Annotated in this window: 20 protein-coding genes and 2 pseudogenes; 5 read left to right on the forward strand and 17 right to left on the reverse strand. The window is 60.0% G+C overall.

From position 1 onward, the window contains the following. Positions 1–94 precede the first annotated feature (94 nt). The 5 genes from mmsB to ACNA0J_RS05035 form a co-directional block, all read right to left on the reverse strand. Complete coding sequence (gene mmsB / locus ACNA0J_RS05015) at positions 95–985, reverse strand: 3-hydroxyisobutyrate dehydrogenase (RefSeq protein ID WP_415817021.1); 891 nt, start codon at positions 983–985, stop codon at positions 95–97. Positions 986–1044: 59 nt separating this feature from the next. Next, entirely contained in the window at positions 1045–2208 is a 1164-nt protein-coding gene (locus ACNA0J_RS05020; RefSeq protein WP_415817023.1) for an enoyl-CoA hydratase/isomerase family protein, read from the reverse strand. Continuing rightward, complete coding sequence (locus ACNA0J_RS05025; RefSeq protein ID WP_415817025.1) at positions 2205–3359, reverse strand: acyl-CoA dehydrogenase family protein; 1155 nt, start codon at positions 3357–3359, stop codon at positions 2205–2207. Before ACNA0J_RS05025 ends, ACNA0J_RS05020 begins: the two co-directional genes overlap by 4 nt. 197 nt (positions 3360–3556) lie before the next feature. Continuing rightward, positions 3557–3901, reverse strand: coding sequence for an RnfH family protein (locus ACNA0J_RS05030; RefSeq protein WP_415817027.1), 345 nt, complete (start codon positions 3899–3901; stop codon positions 3557–3559). Further along, positions 3891–4325 (reverse strand): type II toxin-antitoxin system RatA family toxin, encoded by a 435-nt coding sequence (locus ACNA0J_RS05035; RefSeq protein ID WP_415817029.1) that lies wholly within the window; start codon positions 4323–4325, stop codon positions 3891–3893. The genes ACNA0J_RS05030 and ACNA0J_RS05035 overlap by 11 nt, the downstream gene beginning before the upstream one ends. A 90-nt stretch (positions 4326–4415) precedes the next feature. Between ACNA0J_RS05035 and smpB the strand changes: the two genes are divergently transcribed. Beyond that, positions 4416–4883 (forward strand): SsrA-binding protein SmpB, encoded by a 468-nt coding sequence (smpB, locus tag ACNA0J_RS05040; protein WP_415804991.1) that lies wholly within the window; start codon positions 4416–4418, stop codon positions 4881–4883. Positions 4884–5169: 286 nt separating this feature from the next. Here smpB and ACNA0J_RS05045 read toward each other — a convergent pair whose 3' ends face one another. Together ACNA0J_RS05045 and ACNA0J_RS05050 are read right to left on the reverse strand one after the other, a co-directional pair. Beyond that, positions 5170–6096, reverse strand: coding sequence for an SPFH domain-containing protein (locus ACNA0J_RS05045; protein WP_415817147.1), 927 nt, complete (start codon positions 6094–6096; stop codon positions 5170–5172). Between the two features lie 103 nt (positions 6097–6199). Next, the gene (locus tag ACNA0J_RS05050) at positions 6200–6619 is read right to left on the reverse strand and encodes an NfeD family protein (RefSeq protein ID WP_415817149.1); all 420 of its coding nucleotides are present in this window, start codon (positions 6617–6619) and stop codon (positions 6200–6202) included. A 140-nt stretch (positions 6620–6759) separates the two neighbouring features. Here ACNA0J_RS05050 and ACNA0J_RS05055 point away from each other — a divergent pair, with 140 nt between their 5' ends. From ACNA0J_RS05055 to ACNA0J_RS05065, 3 genes and pseudogenes are all read left to right on the forward strand, one after another. After that, positions 6760–6921 (forward strand): helix-turn-helix domain-containing protein, encoded by a 162-nt coding sequence (locus ACNA0J_RS05055; RefSeq protein ID WP_415817031.1) that lies wholly within the window; start codon positions 6760–6762, stop codon positions 6919–6921. 326 nt (positions 6922–7247) lie between these two features. Next, positions 7248–7513: pseudogene (locus ACNA0J_RS05060) on the forward strand (glutamine amidotransferase); the annotation flags it as partial. Position 7514: 1 nt separating this feature from the next. Next, positions 7515–8021: pseudogene (locus tag ACNA0J_RS05065) on the forward strand (glutamine amidotransferase); the annotation flags it as partial. 96 nt (positions 8022–8117) lie between these two features. Here the strand turns inward: ACNA0J_RS05065 and ACNA0J_RS05070 are convergent. The 3 genes from ACNA0J_RS05070 to ppsA all read right to left on the reverse strand — a co-directional run bounded on the left by ACNA0J_RS05070 (position 8118) and on the right by ppsA (position 12615). After that, positions 8118–9140: a hypothetical protein gene (locus ACNA0J_RS05070; protein WP_415817033.1), complete on the reverse strand. Its 1023-nt coding sequence runs from the start codon at positions 9138–9140 to the stop codon at positions 8118–8120. Between the two features lie 156 nt (positions 9141–9296). After that, entirely contained in the window at positions 9297–10058 is a 762-nt protein-coding gene (locus ACNA0J_RS05075) for a hypothetical protein (RefSeq protein ID WP_415817035.1), read from the reverse strand. 193 nt (positions 10059–10251) lie between these two features. Further along, on the reverse strand, positions 10252–12615 hold the full coding sequence (gene ppsA / locus ACNA0J_RS05080) for a phosphoenolpyruvate synthase (RefSeq protein WP_415817037.1): 2364 nt from the start codon (positions 12613–12615) through the stop codon (positions 10252–10254). A 156-nt stretch (positions 12616–12771) separates the two neighbouring features. Here ppsA and ppsR point away from each other — a divergent pair, with 156 nt between their 5' ends. Continuing rightward, a complete protein-coding gene (gene ppsR, locus ACNA0J_RS05085; protein WP_415817039.1) occupies positions 12772–13602 on the forward strand; it encodes a posphoenolpyruvate synthetase regulatory kinase/phosphorylase PpsR in 831 nt (276 codons plus the stop codon). Here the strand turns inward: ppsR and ACNA0J_RS05090 are convergent. The 7 genes from ACNA0J_RS05090 to ACNA0J_RS05120 form a co-directional block, all read right to left on the reverse strand. Beyond that, entirely contained in the window at positions 13599–14384 is a 786-nt protein-coding gene (locus ACNA0J_RS05090) for a TrmH family RNA methyltransferase (RefSeq protein ID WP_415817041.1), read from the reverse strand. The two genes, ppsR and ACNA0J_RS05090, sit on opposite strands and share 4 nt — an antisense overlap. Positions 14385–14505: 121 nt before the next feature. Next, positions 14506–15123 (reverse strand): ribonuclease HII, encoded by a 618-nt coding sequence (rnhB, locus tag ACNA0J_RS05095; protein WP_415817043.1) that lies wholly within the window; start codon positions 15121–15123, stop codon positions 14506–14508. Beyond that, on the reverse strand, positions 15110–16297 hold the full coding sequence (gene lpxB, locus ACNA0J_RS05100; RefSeq protein ID WP_415817045.1) for a lipid-A-disaccharide synthase: 1188 nt from the start codon (positions 16295–16297) through the stop codon (positions 15110–15112). Before lpxB ends, rnhB begins: the two co-directional genes overlap by 14 nt. Then, positions 16294–17088 (reverse strand): acyl-ACP--UDP-N-acetylglucosamine O-acyltransferase, encoded by a 795-nt coding sequence (lpxA, locus tag ACNA0J_RS05105; RefSeq protein ID WP_415817047.1) that lies wholly within the window; start codon positions 17086–17088, stop codon positions 16294–16296. The genes lpxB and lpxA overlap by 4 nt, the downstream gene beginning before the upstream one ends. Next, the gene (gene fabZ / locus ACNA0J_RS05110; protein WP_094821232.1) at positions 17089–17544 is read right to left on the reverse strand and encodes a 3-hydroxyacyl-ACP dehydratase FabZ; all 456 of its coding nucleotides are present in this window, start codon (positions 17542–17544) and stop codon (positions 17089–17091) included. Between the two features lie 60 nt (positions 17545–17604). Further along, entirely contained in the window at positions 17605–18759 is a 1155-nt protein-coding gene (gene lpxD, locus ACNA0J_RS05115) for a UDP-3-O-(3-hydroxymyristoyl)glucosamine N-acyltransferase (protein ID WP_415817049.1), read from the reverse strand. 14 nt (positions 18760–18773) lie between these two features. Beyond that, positions 18774–19334 carry an OmpH/Skp family outer membrane protein gene (locus tag ACNA0J_RS05120; RefSeq protein ID WP_415817051.1) on the reverse strand — a complete coding sequence of 187 codons (561 nt, stop codon included), beginning with the start codon at positions 19332–19334 and terminating at the stop codon, positions 18774–18776. Positions 19335–19411: the final 77 nt, after the last annotated feature.

The raw sequence follows: 19411 nt of genomic DNA on the forward strand, positions 1-19411 counted from the left end.
GCAAAATAATCTGGTGAACGCCGCGTACGTACAGACCTGTCAGCCAAGGGGGCTCACAGGTGCAGCACGTACGCCTACCGATCGACGATCACTCTCAGGGTGTCTTGTGCGCGTACAGATTGACGATGCTGGAAAAATCCAGCTTGCCACTGCCGTCGCCGCTGTGCAGCGAATACAGATTGCGTGCGAGCTCACCCAAGGGAATCGACGACCGCGAGGATAACGCCGCCTCGGCGGCCAGCCCCAGATCCTTTAGCATCAGGTCCACGCCAAAACCGCCGACATAGCCCTTTGATGCTGGCGTGTTTTCCATGACGCCCGGCCAAGGGTTGTACAACTCGGTTGCCCAGTTACGGCCAGAGCTCTTGGCGATGATGTCCGACAGGACTTTGGGATCCAGGCCATTGGCTACGCCCAGGGCCAAGGCCTCTGAGGTACCGGCCATCAAGATGCCCAACAGCATGTTGTTGCAGATCTTGGCCACCTGCCCCGCTCCGGCCGGGCCCGCGTGGAAAATATTCTTGCCCATGGCTTGCAGGACCGGCATGGCACGCGCCAGATCGTCGGCCTCGCCGCCGACGATGAACGTCAGCGTCCCTGCGGCCGCACCTGCCGTACCGCCAGACACCGGCGCGTCGATCATCGCCAGGCCGCGTTCCTGAGCCGCTGTGGCGACCTTGCGCGCCGAATTCGGAGCGATCGTACTGCACTCAATCACCAGTGCGCTGGGATCGATCGCACCCAACAGGTCCTGGCCCAGGTACAGGGCCTCGACATGTTTGCTGGCAGGCAGCATCGTGACCACGACTTCGGCCCCTTGCACGGCGTCAGCAGCGGAGCTCGCCGCACGCGCGCCGGCATCGGCCAAGCTATTGACCGCACCAGGCACCAGATCGAACACCGCCAACTTGTGGCCGGCCTTGATCAGATTGTTTGCCATGGGCGCACCCATATTGCCCAGACCGATAAACGCAATACTGCTCATGTGGGGGTCTCCTCGTGTTTGTTGTGTATGCGCTGTCTGAAATCAGATTACTACCGAATTTAAGCCTCGGCACCCAGGTCCGCCAATGGATGAGCCTGCCCCGCCGGCCAAGGCGCCTCGAAAAAGCGCTGTACCCACGCCTCGGATGCCTGCTCCAGTGTGGCCGGATTCCATTTGGGTTGCTTGTCTTTGTCTATCAACAAGGCCCGGATGCCCTCGGCAAAATCGCCCTCGGCGGCGCATGCCAGCGCCGCGATGTACTCGACGCGGAACACCTCGGCCAATGAACTGAGCCGCGTACGGCGCAACAGGGCAAAGGCCAGGCGTGCCGAACCCGGCGAGCCTGCCAGCATCGTCGCTGCGGCGCGCGCCAGCCAGGGGTCCTCGTGTGTTTTCAGTTCGGAGATGGCGTCATAGATCGCGGTCAGATTCTCGCCGCCACACAGAGTATTGATCAGTGCCGCATGCTGACGCAACGGTCCGGGAGAGAGCTCGGATTCAGGCTGATGAGTCAACAAGACCTGGCGCAACAGGTCGTCGTTTAGCGAGCGCGACGACCGTCCATCCTCTGCAGCCGACGCCGTCCAAGGCGTTTGCAGCAATGCCTCGACAAACTGCGGCCAGCCCGACGAGTCCAGACGATAATCGGCAACGCCGGCATACAAGGCATCCGAGGTCGTCAGCTGCGCACCCGTCAACGCTAAAAACAGCCCGATGCGCCCTTGCATGTGATTCAGCATCCAGCTGCCGCCCACATCGGGAAACAATGCAATCGAAATCTCCGGCATGGCCAGGCGCGTCGTTTCGCTGACCACCCGATGGCTGGCCCCCATCATGAGGCCAACGCCGCCCCCCATCACAATGCCATGCCCCCAGCACAGGATAGGCTTGGGATAGGTATGAATCTGATAGTCGAGCCGATACTCGCGCTCAAAGAAATCTCGCGCCAATGGATTGGCCCAGGCCCCCTGGCCCTGGTGTTCCTGCATGCTGTGATACAGGCCGTGCAGATCTCCACCCGCGCTAAAGGCTTTGCCGCCTGCGCCTTGCAGCACCACCATCGCCACGCTGTCGTCCTGCGACCAGGCCGTCAGGCGCTCGGCCAGCAAATCGACCATCTCCAGCGACAGGCCGTTGAGCGTTTGCGGCGCGTTCAGCGTGGCAAACGCCACACGCATCCCATTGGTGGCGGTTTTTTCCTCGAACAGCACGGGGGCGGTCATCTGATATCTGCTCCTTTTTCCAGCAATTGGCGGGCCACGATCACACGCATGATTTCGTTGGTGCCCTCAAGAATCTGATGGACACGAGTATCGCGCACGAGGCGCTCCAAGGGATAGTCCCGCAAGTAACCGTAGCCGCCGTGAATCTGTTGCGCGTCCAGGCAGATCTGGAAACCCATATCGGTCGCAAAGCGCTTGGCCATGGCGCAATACGTGCCGGCGTCAGGCGAACCAGCGTCCAGCTTGCACGCCGCCAATCGCACCATCTGCCGGGCTGCCACTAAATGCGTGGCCATGTCCGCGAGCTTGAACTGCAAGGCCTGAAACTCAGCCAGGCGGCGGCCGAATTGTTTGCGCTCGTCCATGTAGCGCCGGGCAGCATCCAGCGCGCCCTGGGCAGCCCCCACCGAGCAGGTGCCGATATTGATCCGCCCACCGTCCAGACCCTTCATGGCGATCTTGAAACCTTCGCCCTCCTGGCCCAGCATATTGGCCGCCGGCACCCGCACGTTTTCAAAGGTGATGGGCCGTGTGGACTGGCTGTTCCAGCCCATTTTTTCTTCTTTACGGCCGTAGCTGATGCCGGCGCTGTCGGCCGGCACGGCAAAGGCACTGACGCCGCCAGGCCCCTCGCCGCCGGTGCGGGCCATCACGACCAGCAGATCCGTATCACCGCCGCCCGAGATGAACGCCTTGGCACCGTTGAGGACAAAATCGTCACCATCGCGTTTCGCGCTCGTGCGCAGGGAACCTGCGTCTGAACCTGCGCCCGGCTCCGTCAAGCAGTAGGACGCGAGTTTTTCTCCGCTGGCCAGCAACGGCCCCCAGGCCTCGCGCAACGCCGGTTGACCCCATTTTCCGACCATCCAGGTCGCCATGTTGTGAATCGTCAGAAAAGCCGTCGTCGACGGATCGACCGCAGCCATTTCCTCGAACACCAGCGTGGCGTCCAATCGCGGCAGCCCCAGGCCACCGATATCCTCGGACGCATAAATCGCACAAAAGCCCAGTTCGCCGGCCCGGGCAAAGGCCTCGCGGGGAAAGATGCCCTCGGCATCCCAGCGAGCGGCATTGGGGGCGAGCTCGCCTTGGGCGTAGTCGCGCGCAGCCTGCGCAAAAGCCTGCTGCTCGTCAGTCAATTCCAGATCCACAGCGTTGTCTCCTGTTGGTTGGTCTAGCTGGCGTCATGGCTGTCTCGTGAACGGCCACACCTACCATCCGTCCATTTTGCATGACGTTAACGTAAACGTAAATCTACAGCCGGTATCTTACGCCGGAATCCAGAGACAATTTTGTCCTGCCGATGACTTTTGGCGCGACAGGAGGCGAGCTCGTTAGGGAATGAGATCTACAGCAATCCCGCAGGGCGCTCGCGGCCGTTGCGGGCCGCCGTGGCCTTGGCGCGACGGTGATCAGCCCTGCGGCGGCGCGACACCATGGGATCGAACGTCAGCGGACGATAGATCTCGATCCGATCGCCATCGGCCAATGGCGTCTCGGTCTGGCATTGTTTGCCAAACACCCCGACGCCCTGCCCCCAGGGATCCACCCCAGGAAACTCAGCCTCAAACCCGCTCTGGCGCAACGCATCTGCGGCCGTGGCGCCGGCAGGCAACGTCAGCTCGCGCTGCCACGTCGCCGATGGCGTGGGATAGCAGACACAGACTCGCAGCACCGCAGCCTCATTCCCCATAGACCGCCTGCGCCCGTTTGGTAAAGGAATCGATAAAACTGGTCGCAATCCGGTTAAAGACCGGCCCCACCACCATCTCGAGGGCGCGATTGGAAAACGCGTACTCCAGGGTGAACAAGACCTTGCACGCATCCTCGGCCAGGGCCTGGAATTCCCAGTTGCCCACCAGCATCGAAAACGGGCCGTCCACGAGCTCGAGCTGAATCCGGTTGGGATACTCATGGGTATTGCGGGTGGTGAATCGCTGCTTCATCCCCGCGAAACTGATCATCACAGAGGCTTGCATCCCGTGTTCGTCGCGAGACTGGACCTCCGTCCCGCCACACCACGGCATGAATTCCGGATACTTTTCCACGTCGGCAACGAGGTCGAACATCTGTGCTGCACTATAAGGAACCAGGACAGATCGCTGTACTTTATGCATCGGCTATCGCAAATCGCTAGAATGGTTGGATTTTACCGGTAGCGCAGCTACCGCCGCATTTTTCGCCGGATTACTGCCTGATCAGCCTTTATGAGCATTATCGACAACCGCAAGGCCACCCACGATTATTTCATCGAAGACCGCTACGAGGCCGGCCTGGTCCTGCAAGGCTGGGAGGTCAAGGCGATTCGTGACAGCCGTGTCCAGCTTAAAGAAAGCTACGTCATCGTGCGCGATGGCGAGCTGTTTTTGCTGGGCATGCATGTCAGTCCCTTGCCCACTGCCTCCACGCATATCCATCCCGATGCCATGCGTACGCGCAAGCTGCTGCTCAAAGCCGAAGAAATCAGCAAGTTGATCGGCAAGGTCGAGCAACGTGGCTACACCCTCGTCCCGCTGAATCTGCATTACAAAAATGGCCGGATCAAGCTCGATTTCGCGCTCGGCCGCGGCAAAAAGCTCTACGACAAACGCGACAGCTCTCGTGAAAAAGACTGGCAGCGCGAGAAAGAGCGCATCATGAAACACGATACCCGCAGTTCGCGGCGCGACGATTGATTGACGGCTGACCGCGCTGTGGCCTCGTCAGGCCAGATGAGGCTGGATAAACCCGGTCCATCGCGACCTGAATCGCGGCGATACCCGTGCATGGACGCCTTTGCCGAGACCCTCGAGGCTAGTTGAAACTGGCCGTCTGCTGGATACAGAGAGAGCGTCCTGAGCCAGACCAGACTGCCATGCGTGATTCTGGCAGTCTGGCGCGTCCGCCACCGCTCTGTGTTAGACCGGCTTGACGATCGCCATCGCGGATGCGATCAGACCACCCACGCCTGACATCCGTGTATTACACCTGCTTGTTCGTCTTGACGATCGCCATCGCCGACGCTATCAGACCGCCCACGTCCGACAAATTGGACGGCAGGATCAGGGTGTTGCCTTCCTTGGCGACATTGCCGAAAGCGTCCACATAACGTTCCGCGACCTTCAGGTTGACGGCCTCCATACCACCTGGCTGACGCACCGCCTCACCGACTTGCATGATTGCTTTCGCCGTCGCTTCGGCAATGGCCAGCACGGCCGCCGCCTCACCCTGGGCCTGGTTGATCTGCGCCTGCTTTTCACCCTCGGAGCGCGCGATGGCGGCTTCGCGCTCGCCCGTCGCGATGTTGATTTGCTCCTGACGGCGGCCCTCCGAAGCAGCGATCAGCGCACGTTTTTCCCGCTCGGCGGTAATCTGCGCCTGCATCGCACGCAGGATCTCATTGGGCGGCGTCAAGTCCTTGATTTCATAACGCAAGACCTTCACCCCCCAGTTCAGCGCTGCCTCATCGAGCGAGGCCACGATCGTGGCGTTGATGAACTCGCGTTCCTCGAAAGTACGATCCAGCTCCAGTTTCCCGATCACCGACCGCAGCGTGGTCTGCGCCAGTTGGGTAATGGCCGAGATGTAGTTGGACGAACCGTACGACGCACGCATCGGATCCGTTACCTGGAAATAAAGCACGCCATCGACCTGCAACTGCGTGTTATCGCGCGTGATGCAGACCTGGCTCGGAACGTCCAGGGGGATTTCCTTGAGCGAGTGTTTGTAGGAAACCCGCTCGATGAACGGGATCACGAATCCCGCGCCTGGCGAGAGCACCCGGTCGAACTTGCCCAGCCGTTCGACGACCCAGGCGTGCTGTTGCGGCACGATGGCAATGGCCTTGATGATGATCAGCAACGCCAAAACGACCAAGACGATCAGGGCGATGGTGGAAGGTTCGAGCATCATGGAAGTGGTCCTGCGTGGAATGAGAGACGACCGCACCCATCTCGGGCGGCCACGAAATCAGACAGACAAGCCTGGACTGTAACGTACTCGGGTACGCGGCTCACACCTTGCGCGTCAACACCAGCCGCGGACCACGGATCTCACTGATCACATACAGACCCGGCTCACGCGGTTGCCCGGCTGCGAGCTCTGCTTGCCAATTCGCACCACGATACCAGACGCGCGCAATTCCGGCGTCCGTCCAGCTTTCGACCTCGACCGTCTGGCCGATGTCGAGATGCACATCGGCATTACTCTTGGCATCGACTTCACGTTTTTTCAGGACGCCAGTACGGCGCAACACGATTAATCCGACCAACGCTACGACAGCGCAGGCCACGAGCTGCCATTCCAGGCCTGCGTCGAACCACGCTGCGACACCGCCCGCGACCAAACCGAGCGCGACCAGCAACAGGTAAAACGTGCCGCTGGCTACCTCACCGATGAGTGCGACCGCTGCCAGTCCAAACCATATCCACATCATCCATTGCTCCGAGAAACCTCGGCATTCATGCCGGGGAGGTAAGGGACGCAGCCGCAAGGCTGCAAGATTGGTCTGATTTGAGTTGATAGCTGGATAAATGTCCAGTTTCTGGGTCTGGCGTGGATAGTATCCCGGGCATGCAAACCAAACGTGCCTACCGATTCCGGTTCTATCCAACGCCCGAGCAAGCGCCGCAACGTTTGCGGATATGTGTCACCGAGGCTGTCGTTGAGCGTGCGACATTGACCCTGTCCGCAATGCAACGCAGACCACGACCGCGACGTCAACGCGGCGCATAACGTATTAGCCGCCGGGCTGGCGGTGTTAGCCCATGGAGAAACGGTAAGACCTGAGTGCATGAATGATGATGTACGACGGCTCGGTTCGGTGAAGTGGGAATCCCTTTCCTTTAGGGAAGGGAGCAGTCAAGTGATGCCTTATTTGAAAAACCCGGGGCTGGGCTCTAGTGGCCCAGATTCCCTCGGAGGCCAAGGAAACAAGGGGCGGCCCGGCACCCCCTGTGCAACAGAATATGGCTCGATTGTACGGATTTCTGGGCCATGACGATTTATCATCATGCTATTGACTGCGTTTCGCGCCGAACAGCGAGCTCCCTGGATAGTCCATGAATACTGCTGCCCCCTACTCCGACGGCCTATTGCCCGTTCTGATTCTGCACACCGGCGATCCCGACGAACCCCTGCGCCAGTCGCATGGCGGCTATGCCGAGATGATGCGCCATGCCGCTGGCCTGTCACCGGATGGGGTGCACATCGTAAGGGTGTATCTGGACGAGGAGCCTTTGGCGCCCTCAGCCTATCGCGCGGCGCTCATCACGGGGTCGCCCGCCATGGTGACGGACCTCGAGCCCTGGAGCGAGCGCACGGCTGCNTGGATACGGCAGGCAGCCGCCGAGAACCTGCCTATGTTCGGCGTGTGCTACGGCCATCAATTGCTGGCGCATGCGCTGGGTGGCGTGGTGGACTACAACGCCAAGGGCCGCGAACTCGGCACGCAAACCATAGAGTGCCTGCCCGATGCCACGGGCGACGCCTTGATGACCGGATTGCCGACCCGGTTTCCTGCCCAACTGCTGCACGCGCAAAGCGTCACGCAATTGCCCCCCGGCGCCGAGGCACTGGCCCGCTCGGATATGGATCCACATCAATTGATCCGCTTGGCGCCCGCGATTTATTCCGCTCAATTCCATCCTGAATTCGGGCCGGAATTCATGGGCGACCATTTGCGGCAATACCATCGCGTCTACCTCCGCGAGGGGTTGGATGTCGACGCCTTAGCGGCTGGACTCGGCCCGACGCCGACAGCGGCCAGCTTGATCCGGCGGTTTCTCGGGCTGTGCGAACGCGCGGGCACGCGATCGGCGCAACGGACGGCGTAACGCAGGCGTCGCCGCTTATGCCATTCCTATCGTGATGGGCATGGTCGATGCGCTTGGCACTACTGGATTGCCATGGCCGGTCTCGACCAAATCGCGCTATCGATTAAGCCGGAGTGCCACATCGGATACGCCTAGGTCGCTCAGCACCTCGGTCTCTGCCTCCGTTAGATCACGATAAGACTGCAATCTCGGGCGTGGCGATGAGATCGAAGCATCAGGTTGCCACTCTTCGCCGACCTTGACGGCGCCCGAAACAAACGACGAACGCGCCATCGCCACCTCTTTCTGTTCTTGATTCGCCTTGTGTTCTCGCCGGGCTGCCTCACGGAGCGTATCCGTCAGTGCCTGTAATTGTGTTTTCATTTTAGCGGGCGCCGAATCCGAGACCGCTGTGGCAGGCTGCATAGCATCAGATTGAAAATAAGGAAGTTCCGCCTCCGCCATTAACGCCCTCTCCCCAAAATCGACGACGGCATAAATACGGTTTCCAAACTCTCCCGCCACCTTCGAAAGCAGCATCTCTTTCGACTCCAATGGCAATGGAGCGATTTTTATTTCCGAATTCGCCGCGCGCTGATCCTTCGTCTTGGCATCAGTGAGCGCATTATCGATCAGCGAGCCTGCCTCGAGTCCGGATGCCGAGATATTTTGCAGCACAGCATAGACAGCGCGAGCGTCTTCGTTGCGAAAGGCGTCTTCAAGATCCATTTGATATTTCACAGACAGCAGCGTGTCTTTGTCTTTCGGACTCACGTAGTCAAGGATATTGCTATTGCGATAGATTTCGGTGTCTCCAACGGTAAGACTGCATCTAAAAGACTCATTAGGATTCTGAGAAAAATCGAATTTGAATTTGTCACGATATTCGGGCGATACAAAGTCCCGCAGTTTGAAAAAGCACTCCAATCGGCCCATTTCATTGCGACTCTTGGAGTCTCTGTTGATTGTATAAATCTGATTGCACAAGGCGTGGATCGCTTCGTGTTGTGCCCCGCTCTGAAACCAGTCAATGATTTTTTCTAGAAACGTCAACTTGGACGCTTCTTCGTACGACGGCGCTGCGGCGACGCGTGAAATCTGCGCCAGGCTTAACGTGGAAATGGAACTGGGATTGGACATAGTGAGGTGTCCCCATGTGATTTAGGATTTCAGTCATGATTGTCCGAAGCATGGGTAACGCTCTACTCATCCTGGTTCCACCCACGAGACTACTGCCGGCCATATCGCACCCGCGTCCGACCCTTACGCCATCTAGTGAGCGCAGGCGCACCAACTCTAGCCCTGGATCTTTCCCAGATCGAATATCACACGCGTGCTGTCTTGCTTCGCTGCATTTTCTTCGGCGAGGCGCTCCATGGTTACGGTGAGCGTTTCCGTCAGCGCCTGCAGCAGCTGCCTGTCGTTATCGCGCGCCTCCACCATCAGGCCAAGACCCAGGTCCTCGGTCAGCTTTGACAGCAGCATGGCTTGAGCCCCCGTTGATAGGGGGCGCATCAGCAAGGACAGCGCTTCAGGCGACGGCTGTGGCGTGCTGTCGATATCTGCATTGTCCATCCCCGACGCCGTGCGTCGCACCTCGCCCGAGACGGCCTTCAGCACGTCGCGTATTGAGTCGGTATCCTCGTTGCGAAACGCGTCCTCAAGATCCATACCGCACTTGCCCAGCGTGAGCTCGAATCGTTCGTGTGAACTCGACGGCCCGCTGATGTCATTATTTCTATAAATTTCCTCACCGCCAATCCGAATCGCGCATCCGAATGTCTCCGGCGAATCGCCGCTGAAAAAATCATATTTAAATTGATCACGATGTTCGGGCAACGCCAACTGTCGAAGCTCGGCAAAAGCGTTCAGCCGAATATTCTCCGTATGAAAATTGGATTCGTGTGACGACGCAGCCCCACCCTTAACCTCAATGAGCTTGTCGTACATCTGTTCTAATTCGGCGCGTTGAACACCGCTTTTGAACCAATCGATGATTCTGTCCAACAAACTCATTTTTGTAGCTTCTTCCCGCGATGTCGCCTTGGCGACCTGCAAGATCTGTGCGGAGTTCAGGTTGGAAACAGGATTGGGCATGGTGACTACCTCTCGTGAAATTTATGATTGCAACAGTGGCAATTGAGTTGTGTGTAACACTCACGATGACGAAGTTCCCACATGAAACAAGCCCTGCATCCGGTGAAGGATGCAGGGCTTGTTCACCGCGCGCAGGCGCGGCCAATCGCTCAGATCAGCGAGCCAGACGCTGCCACGTATCAACCACCGTGTCCGGGTTCAGCGACATGGACAGAATGCCTTCGTCCTTGAGCCACTGAGCGAAATCCGGATGGTCGCTGGGGCCCTGACCGCAGATACCGACGTACTTGTTGGCAGCCAGGCAAGCCTTGATCGCACGGCTCAGCATGAACTTCACCGCATCATCGCGCTCGTCGAAATCGGCAGCCAACAGCTCCATACCGGAGTCGCGATCCAGACCCAGCGTCAACTGCGTCATGTCGTTCGAACCGATCGAGAAACCGTCGAAATGTTCCAGGAACTGGTCGGCCAACAACGCATTGGACGGGACTTCGCACATCATGATGAGCTTCAGGCCGTTTTCGCCACGCGCCAAGCCACGGGCGCCCAGCAGGTCCACCACGCGTTTGGCCTGGCTGACCGTACGCACGAACGGGACCATGATCTCGACGTTGGTCAGGCCCATTTCGTCACGCACTTTCTTCAGCGCCTCGCATTCCATGCGGAAGCACTCGGCGAAATCCGCAGCAATGTAGCGCGACGCGCCGCGGAAGCCCAGCATGGGGTTTTCTTCCTCGGGCTCGTAACGCGAGCCGCCCACCAGTTTGCGGTATTCGTTGGACTTGAAGTCCGACATACGCACGATGACCGACTTGGGCCAGAACGCGGCGGCAATGGTGGCAATACCTTCTGCGAGCTTTTCGACAAAGAAGGCGCGCGGGCTGGCATAGCCACGGGCAGCCGACTCGACGGCTTTTTTCAGCTCGCCATCGACATTCGGGTAATCCAACACAGCCTTGGGGTGAATGCCGATGTTGTTGTTGATGATGAATTCCAGGCGAGCCAGACCCACGCCAGAGTTCGGGATTTGCGCGAAATCGAAAGCCAGCTGAGGGTTACCGACGTTCATCATGATCTTGACGTCGATCGGCGGCATTTCACCGCGGCGGACTTCTTCGACCTCGGTTTCGATCAGGCCGTCGTAAATACGGCCCTCGTCACCCTCGGCGCACGACACGGTCACGGCCTGGCCTTCTTTCAGGACGTCGGTCGCTTCACCGCAGCCCACCACGGCCGGGATACCCAGTTCACGCGCGATGATGGCCGCGTGGCAGGTACGGCCGCCACGGTTGGTCACGATAGCCGAGGCGCGCTTCATGACCGGTTCCCAGTTGGGGTCGGTCATGTCGGTCACCAGCACATCGCCGGGCTGCACACGATCCATTTCGGAAATATCGGCCACGACGCGCACGGGGCCCGAACCGATTTTCTGGCCAATGGCGCGGCCGGTGATCAGGACCTGGCCGGTGGCCTTCAGGCGGTAGCGCTGCTGGACGTCGTTGCCAGTTTGCTGCGATTTCACCGTTTCGGGGCGAGCTTGCAGGATGTAGATCTTGCCATCGACACCATCACGGCCCCACTCGATATCCATCGGGCGCTTGTAGTGTTTTTCGATGATGACCGCGTAGCGTGCCAATTCGGAGACTTCGTCATCGGTCAACGAATAGCGGTTGCGCTCGGATACCGGCACGTCCACCGTGCGCACGGCACGGCCTTCGGGGCGCTCGGGATCGAATTCCATCTTGATCAGCTTGGAGCCGATGCGGCGGCTGACGATGGGATAGTGGCCCTGTTCCAGCGTGGGCTTGAACACGTAGAACTCGTCGGGGTTCACGGCGCCTTGCACCACGGTTTCACCCAGGCCGTAGGACGACGTGATGAACACCACGTCTTGGAAGCCCGATTCGGTGTCGATGGTGAACATCACGCCGGCGCTGCCCTTGTCGGAGCGCACCATGCGCTGCACGCCTGCAGACAACGCGACTTCGGCGTGGGCATAGCCTTTGTGCACGCGATAGGAAATCGCGCGATCGTTGTACAGCGACGCGAACACGTGGCGAATCTTGTCCAGCACGTCGTCAATACCAACGACGTTCAGGAAGGTCTCCTGCTGGCCCGCGAACGAGGCGTCAGGCAAATCCTCGGCAGTGGCGGACGAACGCACGGCGAACGAGCCCTTGCCGTCTGCATCCAGCGCGGCAAAGGACGTGCGGATCTGCTGCTCGAACTCGGACGAGAACGGGGCATCAACGATCCATTGACGGATCTCGGCGCCAGCTGTCGCCAGCTCGCGAACGTCTTCGGGGTTCAGCGTGCTGAGTCGCGTAGCAATGCGCGCATCCAGACCGGAGGCTTTGAGGAAATCACGGAAGGCTTCAGCAGTCGTAGCAAAACCGCCCGGTACGCGAACACCCGCGCCCGACAACTGACTGATCATTTCACCTAGTGATGCGTTCTTACCTCCTACCGAGTCCACATCCGTCATGCGGAGCTGCTCGAAAGAAACGACGTACGACATTTAAGTCACCTTTTACAATAGAGAAAGCGAGTTTGGTCAAAACACCACGATGCACTGACCAAACCAGCCTGAGACCGCTCTTGGGGTGACTGATTGGGGTCGAATTGTACCCGGTCGGGCGCTCCAGCCCTCCCCTTTGGTTGGAATATTTTACATATGGCTTCGTCCCCTATCGAACGTACTGTCTATATCGTCTCGGACAGCACCGGCATCACCGCAGAGACATTTAGTCACTCCGTGTTGTCCCAATTTGAGCAAGTACGCTTCAAGCCGATCCGCCTGCCCTTTATCGACACCCTGGAAAAAGCCCAGGAAGTCGCCGAGCGCATCGACCGCAATGCCAACGAAACCGGCCTGCCGCCCATCGTTTTCAGCACCTTGGTCGACCCCCACAGCATGGAATGCGTCCGCCGCGCGAATGGGATTTTCCTGGACCTTTTTGGCACGTTTGTCGGGCATATCGAGCAGGCCTTGGGGATGAAATCCAATCATTCCGTTGGCCGCTCGCACATGGCGGCCAACTCTGAGCAGTACCGGAATCGAATTGACGCCATCAATTTCAGCCTGGCACATGACGACGGGCAATTCATCAACCAACTGGATCAGGCAGATGTCATTCTGGTGGGCGTGTCCCGCTGTGGCAAGACGCCGACCAGCTTGTATCTGGCCATGCAGTACGCTATCAAAGCGGCCAATTTCCCGCTGACGCCCGACGATTTCGAGCGAGGCACGCTGCCCTCAACGGTCGCGCCGCATCGATCCAAGCTGTTTGGCCTGTCGATTCAGCCCGAACGCCTGTCCGAAGTCCGCAACGAGCGCCGTCCCAACAGCCAGTACGCGACGCTGGAGCAATGCCGCTACGAGGTGGCCGAGGCTGAACGCATGATGCGCCGCGAGGGGATTTCCTGGCTGTCCACGACGACCAAGTCCATCGAGGAAATCGCCACGACGGTATTGCAAGAGGTGGGCCTGGATAGATCGAATTAGGCCATCCCCTGGCGGCGCTGCTCAAACAGGCACAGCGCCGTCGCCACCCCGACATTCAAAGACTCCACCGAGGGGGCGTGGTCGATGCGCACCCGCAGCGTGGCGGCAGACTGCAAATCGGACGAAACCCCCTGCCCCTCGTGGCCGAATACCCAGGCGCAGGCCTTTGGCAACGCGGTTGCATAGAGATCCTGGGCATTTTCCAGCGTCGTGACGGCAAGTGGAACATCCAGGCGGTCCACACAGGCGATCAGATCTGCCTGCTCGTGTATGGACAGCGCAAAATGCGCGCCTTGGCCGCCACGCAGCACTTTGGGCGACCAGGCTGCCGCGCAGCCCGGCGACAGCAACACGCGGGAGACGCCCGCAGCTGCGCATATCCGCAAGATCGTACCGACGTTACCTGGGTCCTGCACCCGGTCGAGCCATACCATGGATTCGCCCAAGCGCGCAGGCAGCGCTGGCGCTGGCGGATCGACGATGAACAGCACGCCCTGGCCGGTTTCAACGGTCTCCAGATGTTTCAATAGCTGAGGCGTCAGCGCCAAAATCTGCCGCTCGGGTAAGACGGCCTGCACGGCAACCAACAACGCTGCCAGCTCTGGACGGTCCAGCCGGTCTGCGTCGAATACAGCCAAGACCGGTTTCGCCGACGACGCCAACCAGGCCTGACACAAATGCACCCCCTCCAGGATCGCGCCCTCGCCACGACGCCCGGCATGCTGGGCCAGACGCTGCAATTGCTTGAATTGAGGGTTGTCGCGGGACGCGATGTGTTTCATGGCAGGGACAGAGGTTGGAATACGCGGTGCACGATACCCGTGCGAGAAACACTATTAAATCGGATTGAATCCATTCAGCCTGCACCGCACAAGCCGGACATCGCCGGACGTAAACAGAATTTTATGGCGCTGGCATCAGCAACTCGCGCACAGGCGCAAAGCTGCGCCGGTGTTCCGCGCAGGGGCCATGCTCGCGCAGACGCGTCAAATGCAGCGCAGTGCCGTAGCCCTTGTGCTGATCAAAGCCGTACTGCGGATACTGTGCATGCAAGCGCAACAAATCGGCGTCACGAGCTGTTTTTGCCAGGATAGAGGCGGCCGAGATGGCCGGCACCAGTGCGTCGCCCTTGATCACGGTTTGCACCGTGCAGCGGAGCTTTGGCGCCTGATTGCCGTCGACCATCGCCACCTGTGGCGCATGGGCCAACCCTTCGACGGCTCGTTGCATGGCCAACAGTGTCGCCCGCAAAATGTTCAAACTGTCGATTTCATCGACACTGGCGCTGGCAATGCACCAACTCAATGCGTATTCCCGGATCTCTATGGCCAGCGCCTCGCGGCGGATTGCCGTGAGCACCTTGGAATCGGCCAAGCCGTCGATGGGCTTCGCGGGGTCCAGGATCACGGCCGCTGCGTAAACAGCCCCCGCGAGCGGTCCCCGGCCGGCCTCGTCGACGCCGGCCATCGTCACGCCCGAGAAATCAGGCGTGGTGCAAGCAAAAAGGCTATGTTGATCCATGAGCCACATCGAGAATTGCGCGTGCCGCCAAGCTCGCCGTATCGCGCGTCAGATCGTGATGCATGGCGGTAAAACGCGTATGTATGCGTGCGGCATGGGCCTCGTCGGTCAGGGCAGCCCAGGTCGCCTCGGCCAGCTTATCTGGCGTTGCATCGTCCTGCAATAGCTCCGGCACGGCGAAATCGCGCAGCAACACGTTGGGCAGCCCAACCCACGGCAAATACGGCCGCTGCTGGCCGGATTTCCAGGCCATGATGCGGCGCATCCATGGGGACAGATAATAGGAAATGACCATGGGGCGTTTGAACAAGGCCGCCTCCAGGGTAGCCGTGCCACTGGCCACCAAGACCGCGTCGCTGGCCTCCAGCGCAGTCCACGCCACTGGCGCGCTGCCCGCCGTTGTCAGATCAGCGGCCGTCACGCAACGCAGCCCCGGGACGGGATACTGCGCCAGAATGGCGTCGAACTCTCGGCGTCGCTCGGCATTGACCATCGGCACAATGCATACCAAACCGGGATCCCGCTGGCGCAGTTGTTGCGCCGCCTGCAGAAAACGCGGCGCGAGGATGCGGATCTCCGACGAGCGGCTGCCTGGCAAGATAGCCAAGACGCGCGCATTGTCATCCAGGTTCAGGCGGCGCCGTGCCGCCTGGCGGTCGGGTTGCATCGGAATGGCATCTGCCAACGGATGCCCGACATAGGTCACCGGGATGCCTTCTTTGCGGTACAGGTCTTCCTCGAAAGGAAACAGCACCAGCATGTGCGACACCGCCTCGCGGATCTTGTGAATGCGCTCGTAACGCCATGCCCAGATCGACGGGCCGACAAAATGCACTGTGGGCGTACCCGCCTGGCGCAACTGCAATTCGAGCTTCAGATTGAAATCCGGCGCATCTACCCCGACGAACACTGAGGGAGGTTCGGCCAGCCAGCGGCGCTTGACGTCACCGTAGGTGCGCAACAATCCCGGCAGACGCTTGAGGGCATCCACGTAGCCGAATACGGTCAACGCATGCATGGGATGCCAAGCCTCAAAGCCGGCGGCGTCCATCGCGGGCCCGCCGATGCCTTGGCAATGCAAATCGGACTCGGCCTGATGCAGGCCGGTTATGACACGGCTGGCCAGCAGGTCGCCCGAGGGCTCACCTGCCACCATGCCGATAGTAGTGGTCATGGCCGGATGATGCCCCGGTTCGAGGCATCAAAGAAATCCAGCAAGGTCTGCAACGCCTCGGTCGCATCAGGATGCGACTGCTGGCGCGCGCGCAGCTCTGCGCGTGCCTCGTCCAAGGACAAACCACGGCGGAAAACGATCTTGTACGCCTCGCGCACACTGGAAATCACTGACGCGCTGAAACCGCGACGGCGCAAGCCCTCGACATTGACACCAACCGGGCGGCAAGGATTGCCAGCGCCCAACACAAACGGCGGCATATCCTGCATCAGAGAGCTATTGCCACCCGTCATGCTGTGCGCCCCGATCTTGCTGAACTGGTGCACCCCGGTCAGCCCGCCCACAATGGCCCAGTCGCCAACGTGGACGTGTCCCCCCAGTTGTACTGAGTTGGCCAGAATGGTGTTGTTACCCAGATGGCAATCGTGCGCAACGTGCACGTAGGCCATGATCCAGTTGTCGTCACCCATGGTGGTCACGCCACCGTCCTGGACCGTGCCCGTATTGAACGTGGTGAATTCCCGGACCGTATTACGGTCACCAATGACCAGACGCGTGGGCTCAGCCGCGTACTTTTTGTCCTGAGGCATGCCGCCGATCGAACAAAACCGGTAAAACCGGTTATCTCGGCCTATCGTCGTCACGCCGTCGATCACGCAGTGAGGACCGATCTCCGTCCCTGCACCGATAGTGACATCCGGGCCAACGACACTATACGGCCCGATCCGCACGCTGCTGTCGATCTGAGCGCTTGGGTCGACCAAGGCGGTGGGATGGATATTTCCTGACATTTACGCTTCCAGGCTACGGATGGCGCACATGAGCTTGGCTTCGGCCACCACCTGGCCGTCCACCAATGCACGCCCTTGGTATTTACAGATGGCGCGGCTGAGCCGCTCGGCCTGTACTTCCAGACGCAATTGGTCGCCCGGCACGACGGGGCGGCGGAAACGCGCCTCGTCGATCCCTACCAGGTAATAGGCGGTCTTGGCGCTGTCGCATTTCAGGCCGCCGTCGTCATCGGTGAAAGAAAACAGCGCGGCCGCTTGAGCCATGGCTTCGGTGATCAACACACCGGGCATCACAGGGTGATGCGGGAAATGGCCTTCGAAGAAAGGCTCATTGATCGACACGTTTTTAATGGCAACGATGGATTTGCCCGGCACGATTTCCAGCACGCGGTCAATGAGCAGCATCGGATAGCGATGCGGCAAGCGCTCCATGATCGCCTTGATGTCGAGTTCCATTTCGTAAAGATTCCTACCGTATTGAATGATGACGCCGTCACCGCAGGCTGCGGTGACAGGTCAGGCTTTTTCGAGTGCCCGCAGCCGGCGGCGCAGCTGCGACAGTTGTTGTATCACGGCGGCGTTACGTTGCCACTGGCCGTGTTCAGCGTAAGGATACACGCCAGTGTAACGGCCTGGCTGGGAAATGCTGGAGGTCACCGCCGTCCCCCCCGAAATATGGACGTCATCGGCCAAGGTCAGATGCCCGGACAGCATGGCCGCGCCAGCGATCGTACAGCGCGCGCCTATGACCGTCGAGCCGGCAATGCCCACGCAGGCAGCCACCGCAGTATGGGCGCCGATACGCACATTGTGCGCCACCATGATCTGGTTATCGAGCTTGACGCCGTCACCGATATCGGTGTCCTCAAGGGCGCCGCGATCGATCGTGGTATTGGCGCCGATCTCGACGTCGTCCCCGATGCGCACACCGCCCAACTGAGCGATTTTCCCCCAGGCACCCTGCCCCAGCGTCGGATCCGGTGCAAAGCCGAAACCGTCAGCGCCGAGGACCGCGCCGCTATGCACGATGGCTCGTGCACCGATGCGTACATTGGCGTACAACGTAACACGGGCATAAAGCACGCAATCGGGCCCCACACTGGAGTTCTGTCCGATCACGCACCCAGGCCCCAGTGTAGATCCGCGTCCGATACGAGCGCCCGACTCGACCACACAATGCGGACCAATACGCACGTCATCCTCGATGACGGCATCAGGCGCCACAACGGCCAGCGGATGCACGCTGGCCGGCTGTTTCGGGTGACGCGCAGCGTCGAACCACTGCGCCAGACGGGCGTAAAGCAAATAAGGATGCGCACATACGACCCGGATACACGACAGACCGTCTGCACCAGCCGACATGGCTTGCGCCACATCCGGCGTCACAATGACTGCGGCGGCCTGTGTGCCAGCCAACTGGCCCTGGTAGCGCGGATTGCTCAGAAAGCTGATTTCTTCCGGTCCAGCTGATGCCAGCGTACCGATACCGCGGATACGGGGCAATGCCGCGCGCAATGCGGCGGCGTCACCTTGTTCCGTATCACCGAGGACGATACGTTTGACATCCCCCGCTGCGCCCGTCTCGATACGCAGGTCCAGCCCTTGGGTATTCACCGAAGCCAGCAGCGCATCCAGGGCTGGCGCGCGGGCGGTATCCAACAGGATCGGCATGCGACCTCGGCGATTTATTTGCCGAGCGCCTGAATCACCTTGTCGGTGATGTCGATACGCGGGTTGACCGTCACAGCGTCTTGCACGATCAGGTCGTAGTTTTCTTGTTCGGCAATTCTCTTGATGGCCTGGTTGGCCTTGGTCACGATCGAGGAGAATTCCTCGTTGCGGCGGCGGTTGAAGTCCTCTTGGAACTCGCGGCGCTTGCGTTGCAGATCGGTATCCAGGCGCGACAGGTCACGTTGGCGGTTGACACGGTCCGACTCGGACAGGACTGGGGAATCCTTGTCGAATTTTTCAGCTTGGCTGCGCAGATTGCCGCTCAGACGCTGCAGTTCGTCGTCGCGCTTTTTGAATTCCGACTCGATCTTGCTTTGCGCAGTCTTGGCCGGGCCGGATTCGCGCAGGATACGCTCGGTATTCACGAAGCCGATCTTGGTGCCTTGTGCATGCGCAGGCAGCGTCACGGCAGAGCCGAGGAACAGCGCACCCGCCAGGGCCAGCGTACCGCGCAGTTTGCCGACGCGCTGGATGCGCGACGGGCTCGAGGTTTTGAGTGCGAAATCAGACATCATGAAAATCTCACCTTCCAATGAGGTAAAGCAAAGCTGCTATTGTGCCACTAATCCAGCAAATACCGCGTTGCGGCGTC

Source organism: Bordetella tumbae, assembly GCF_965139195.1.
Taxonomy (GTDB): domain Bacteria; phylum Pseudomonadota; class Gammaproteobacteria; order Burkholderiales; family Burkholderiaceae_B; genus Bordetella_A; species Bordetella_A tumbae.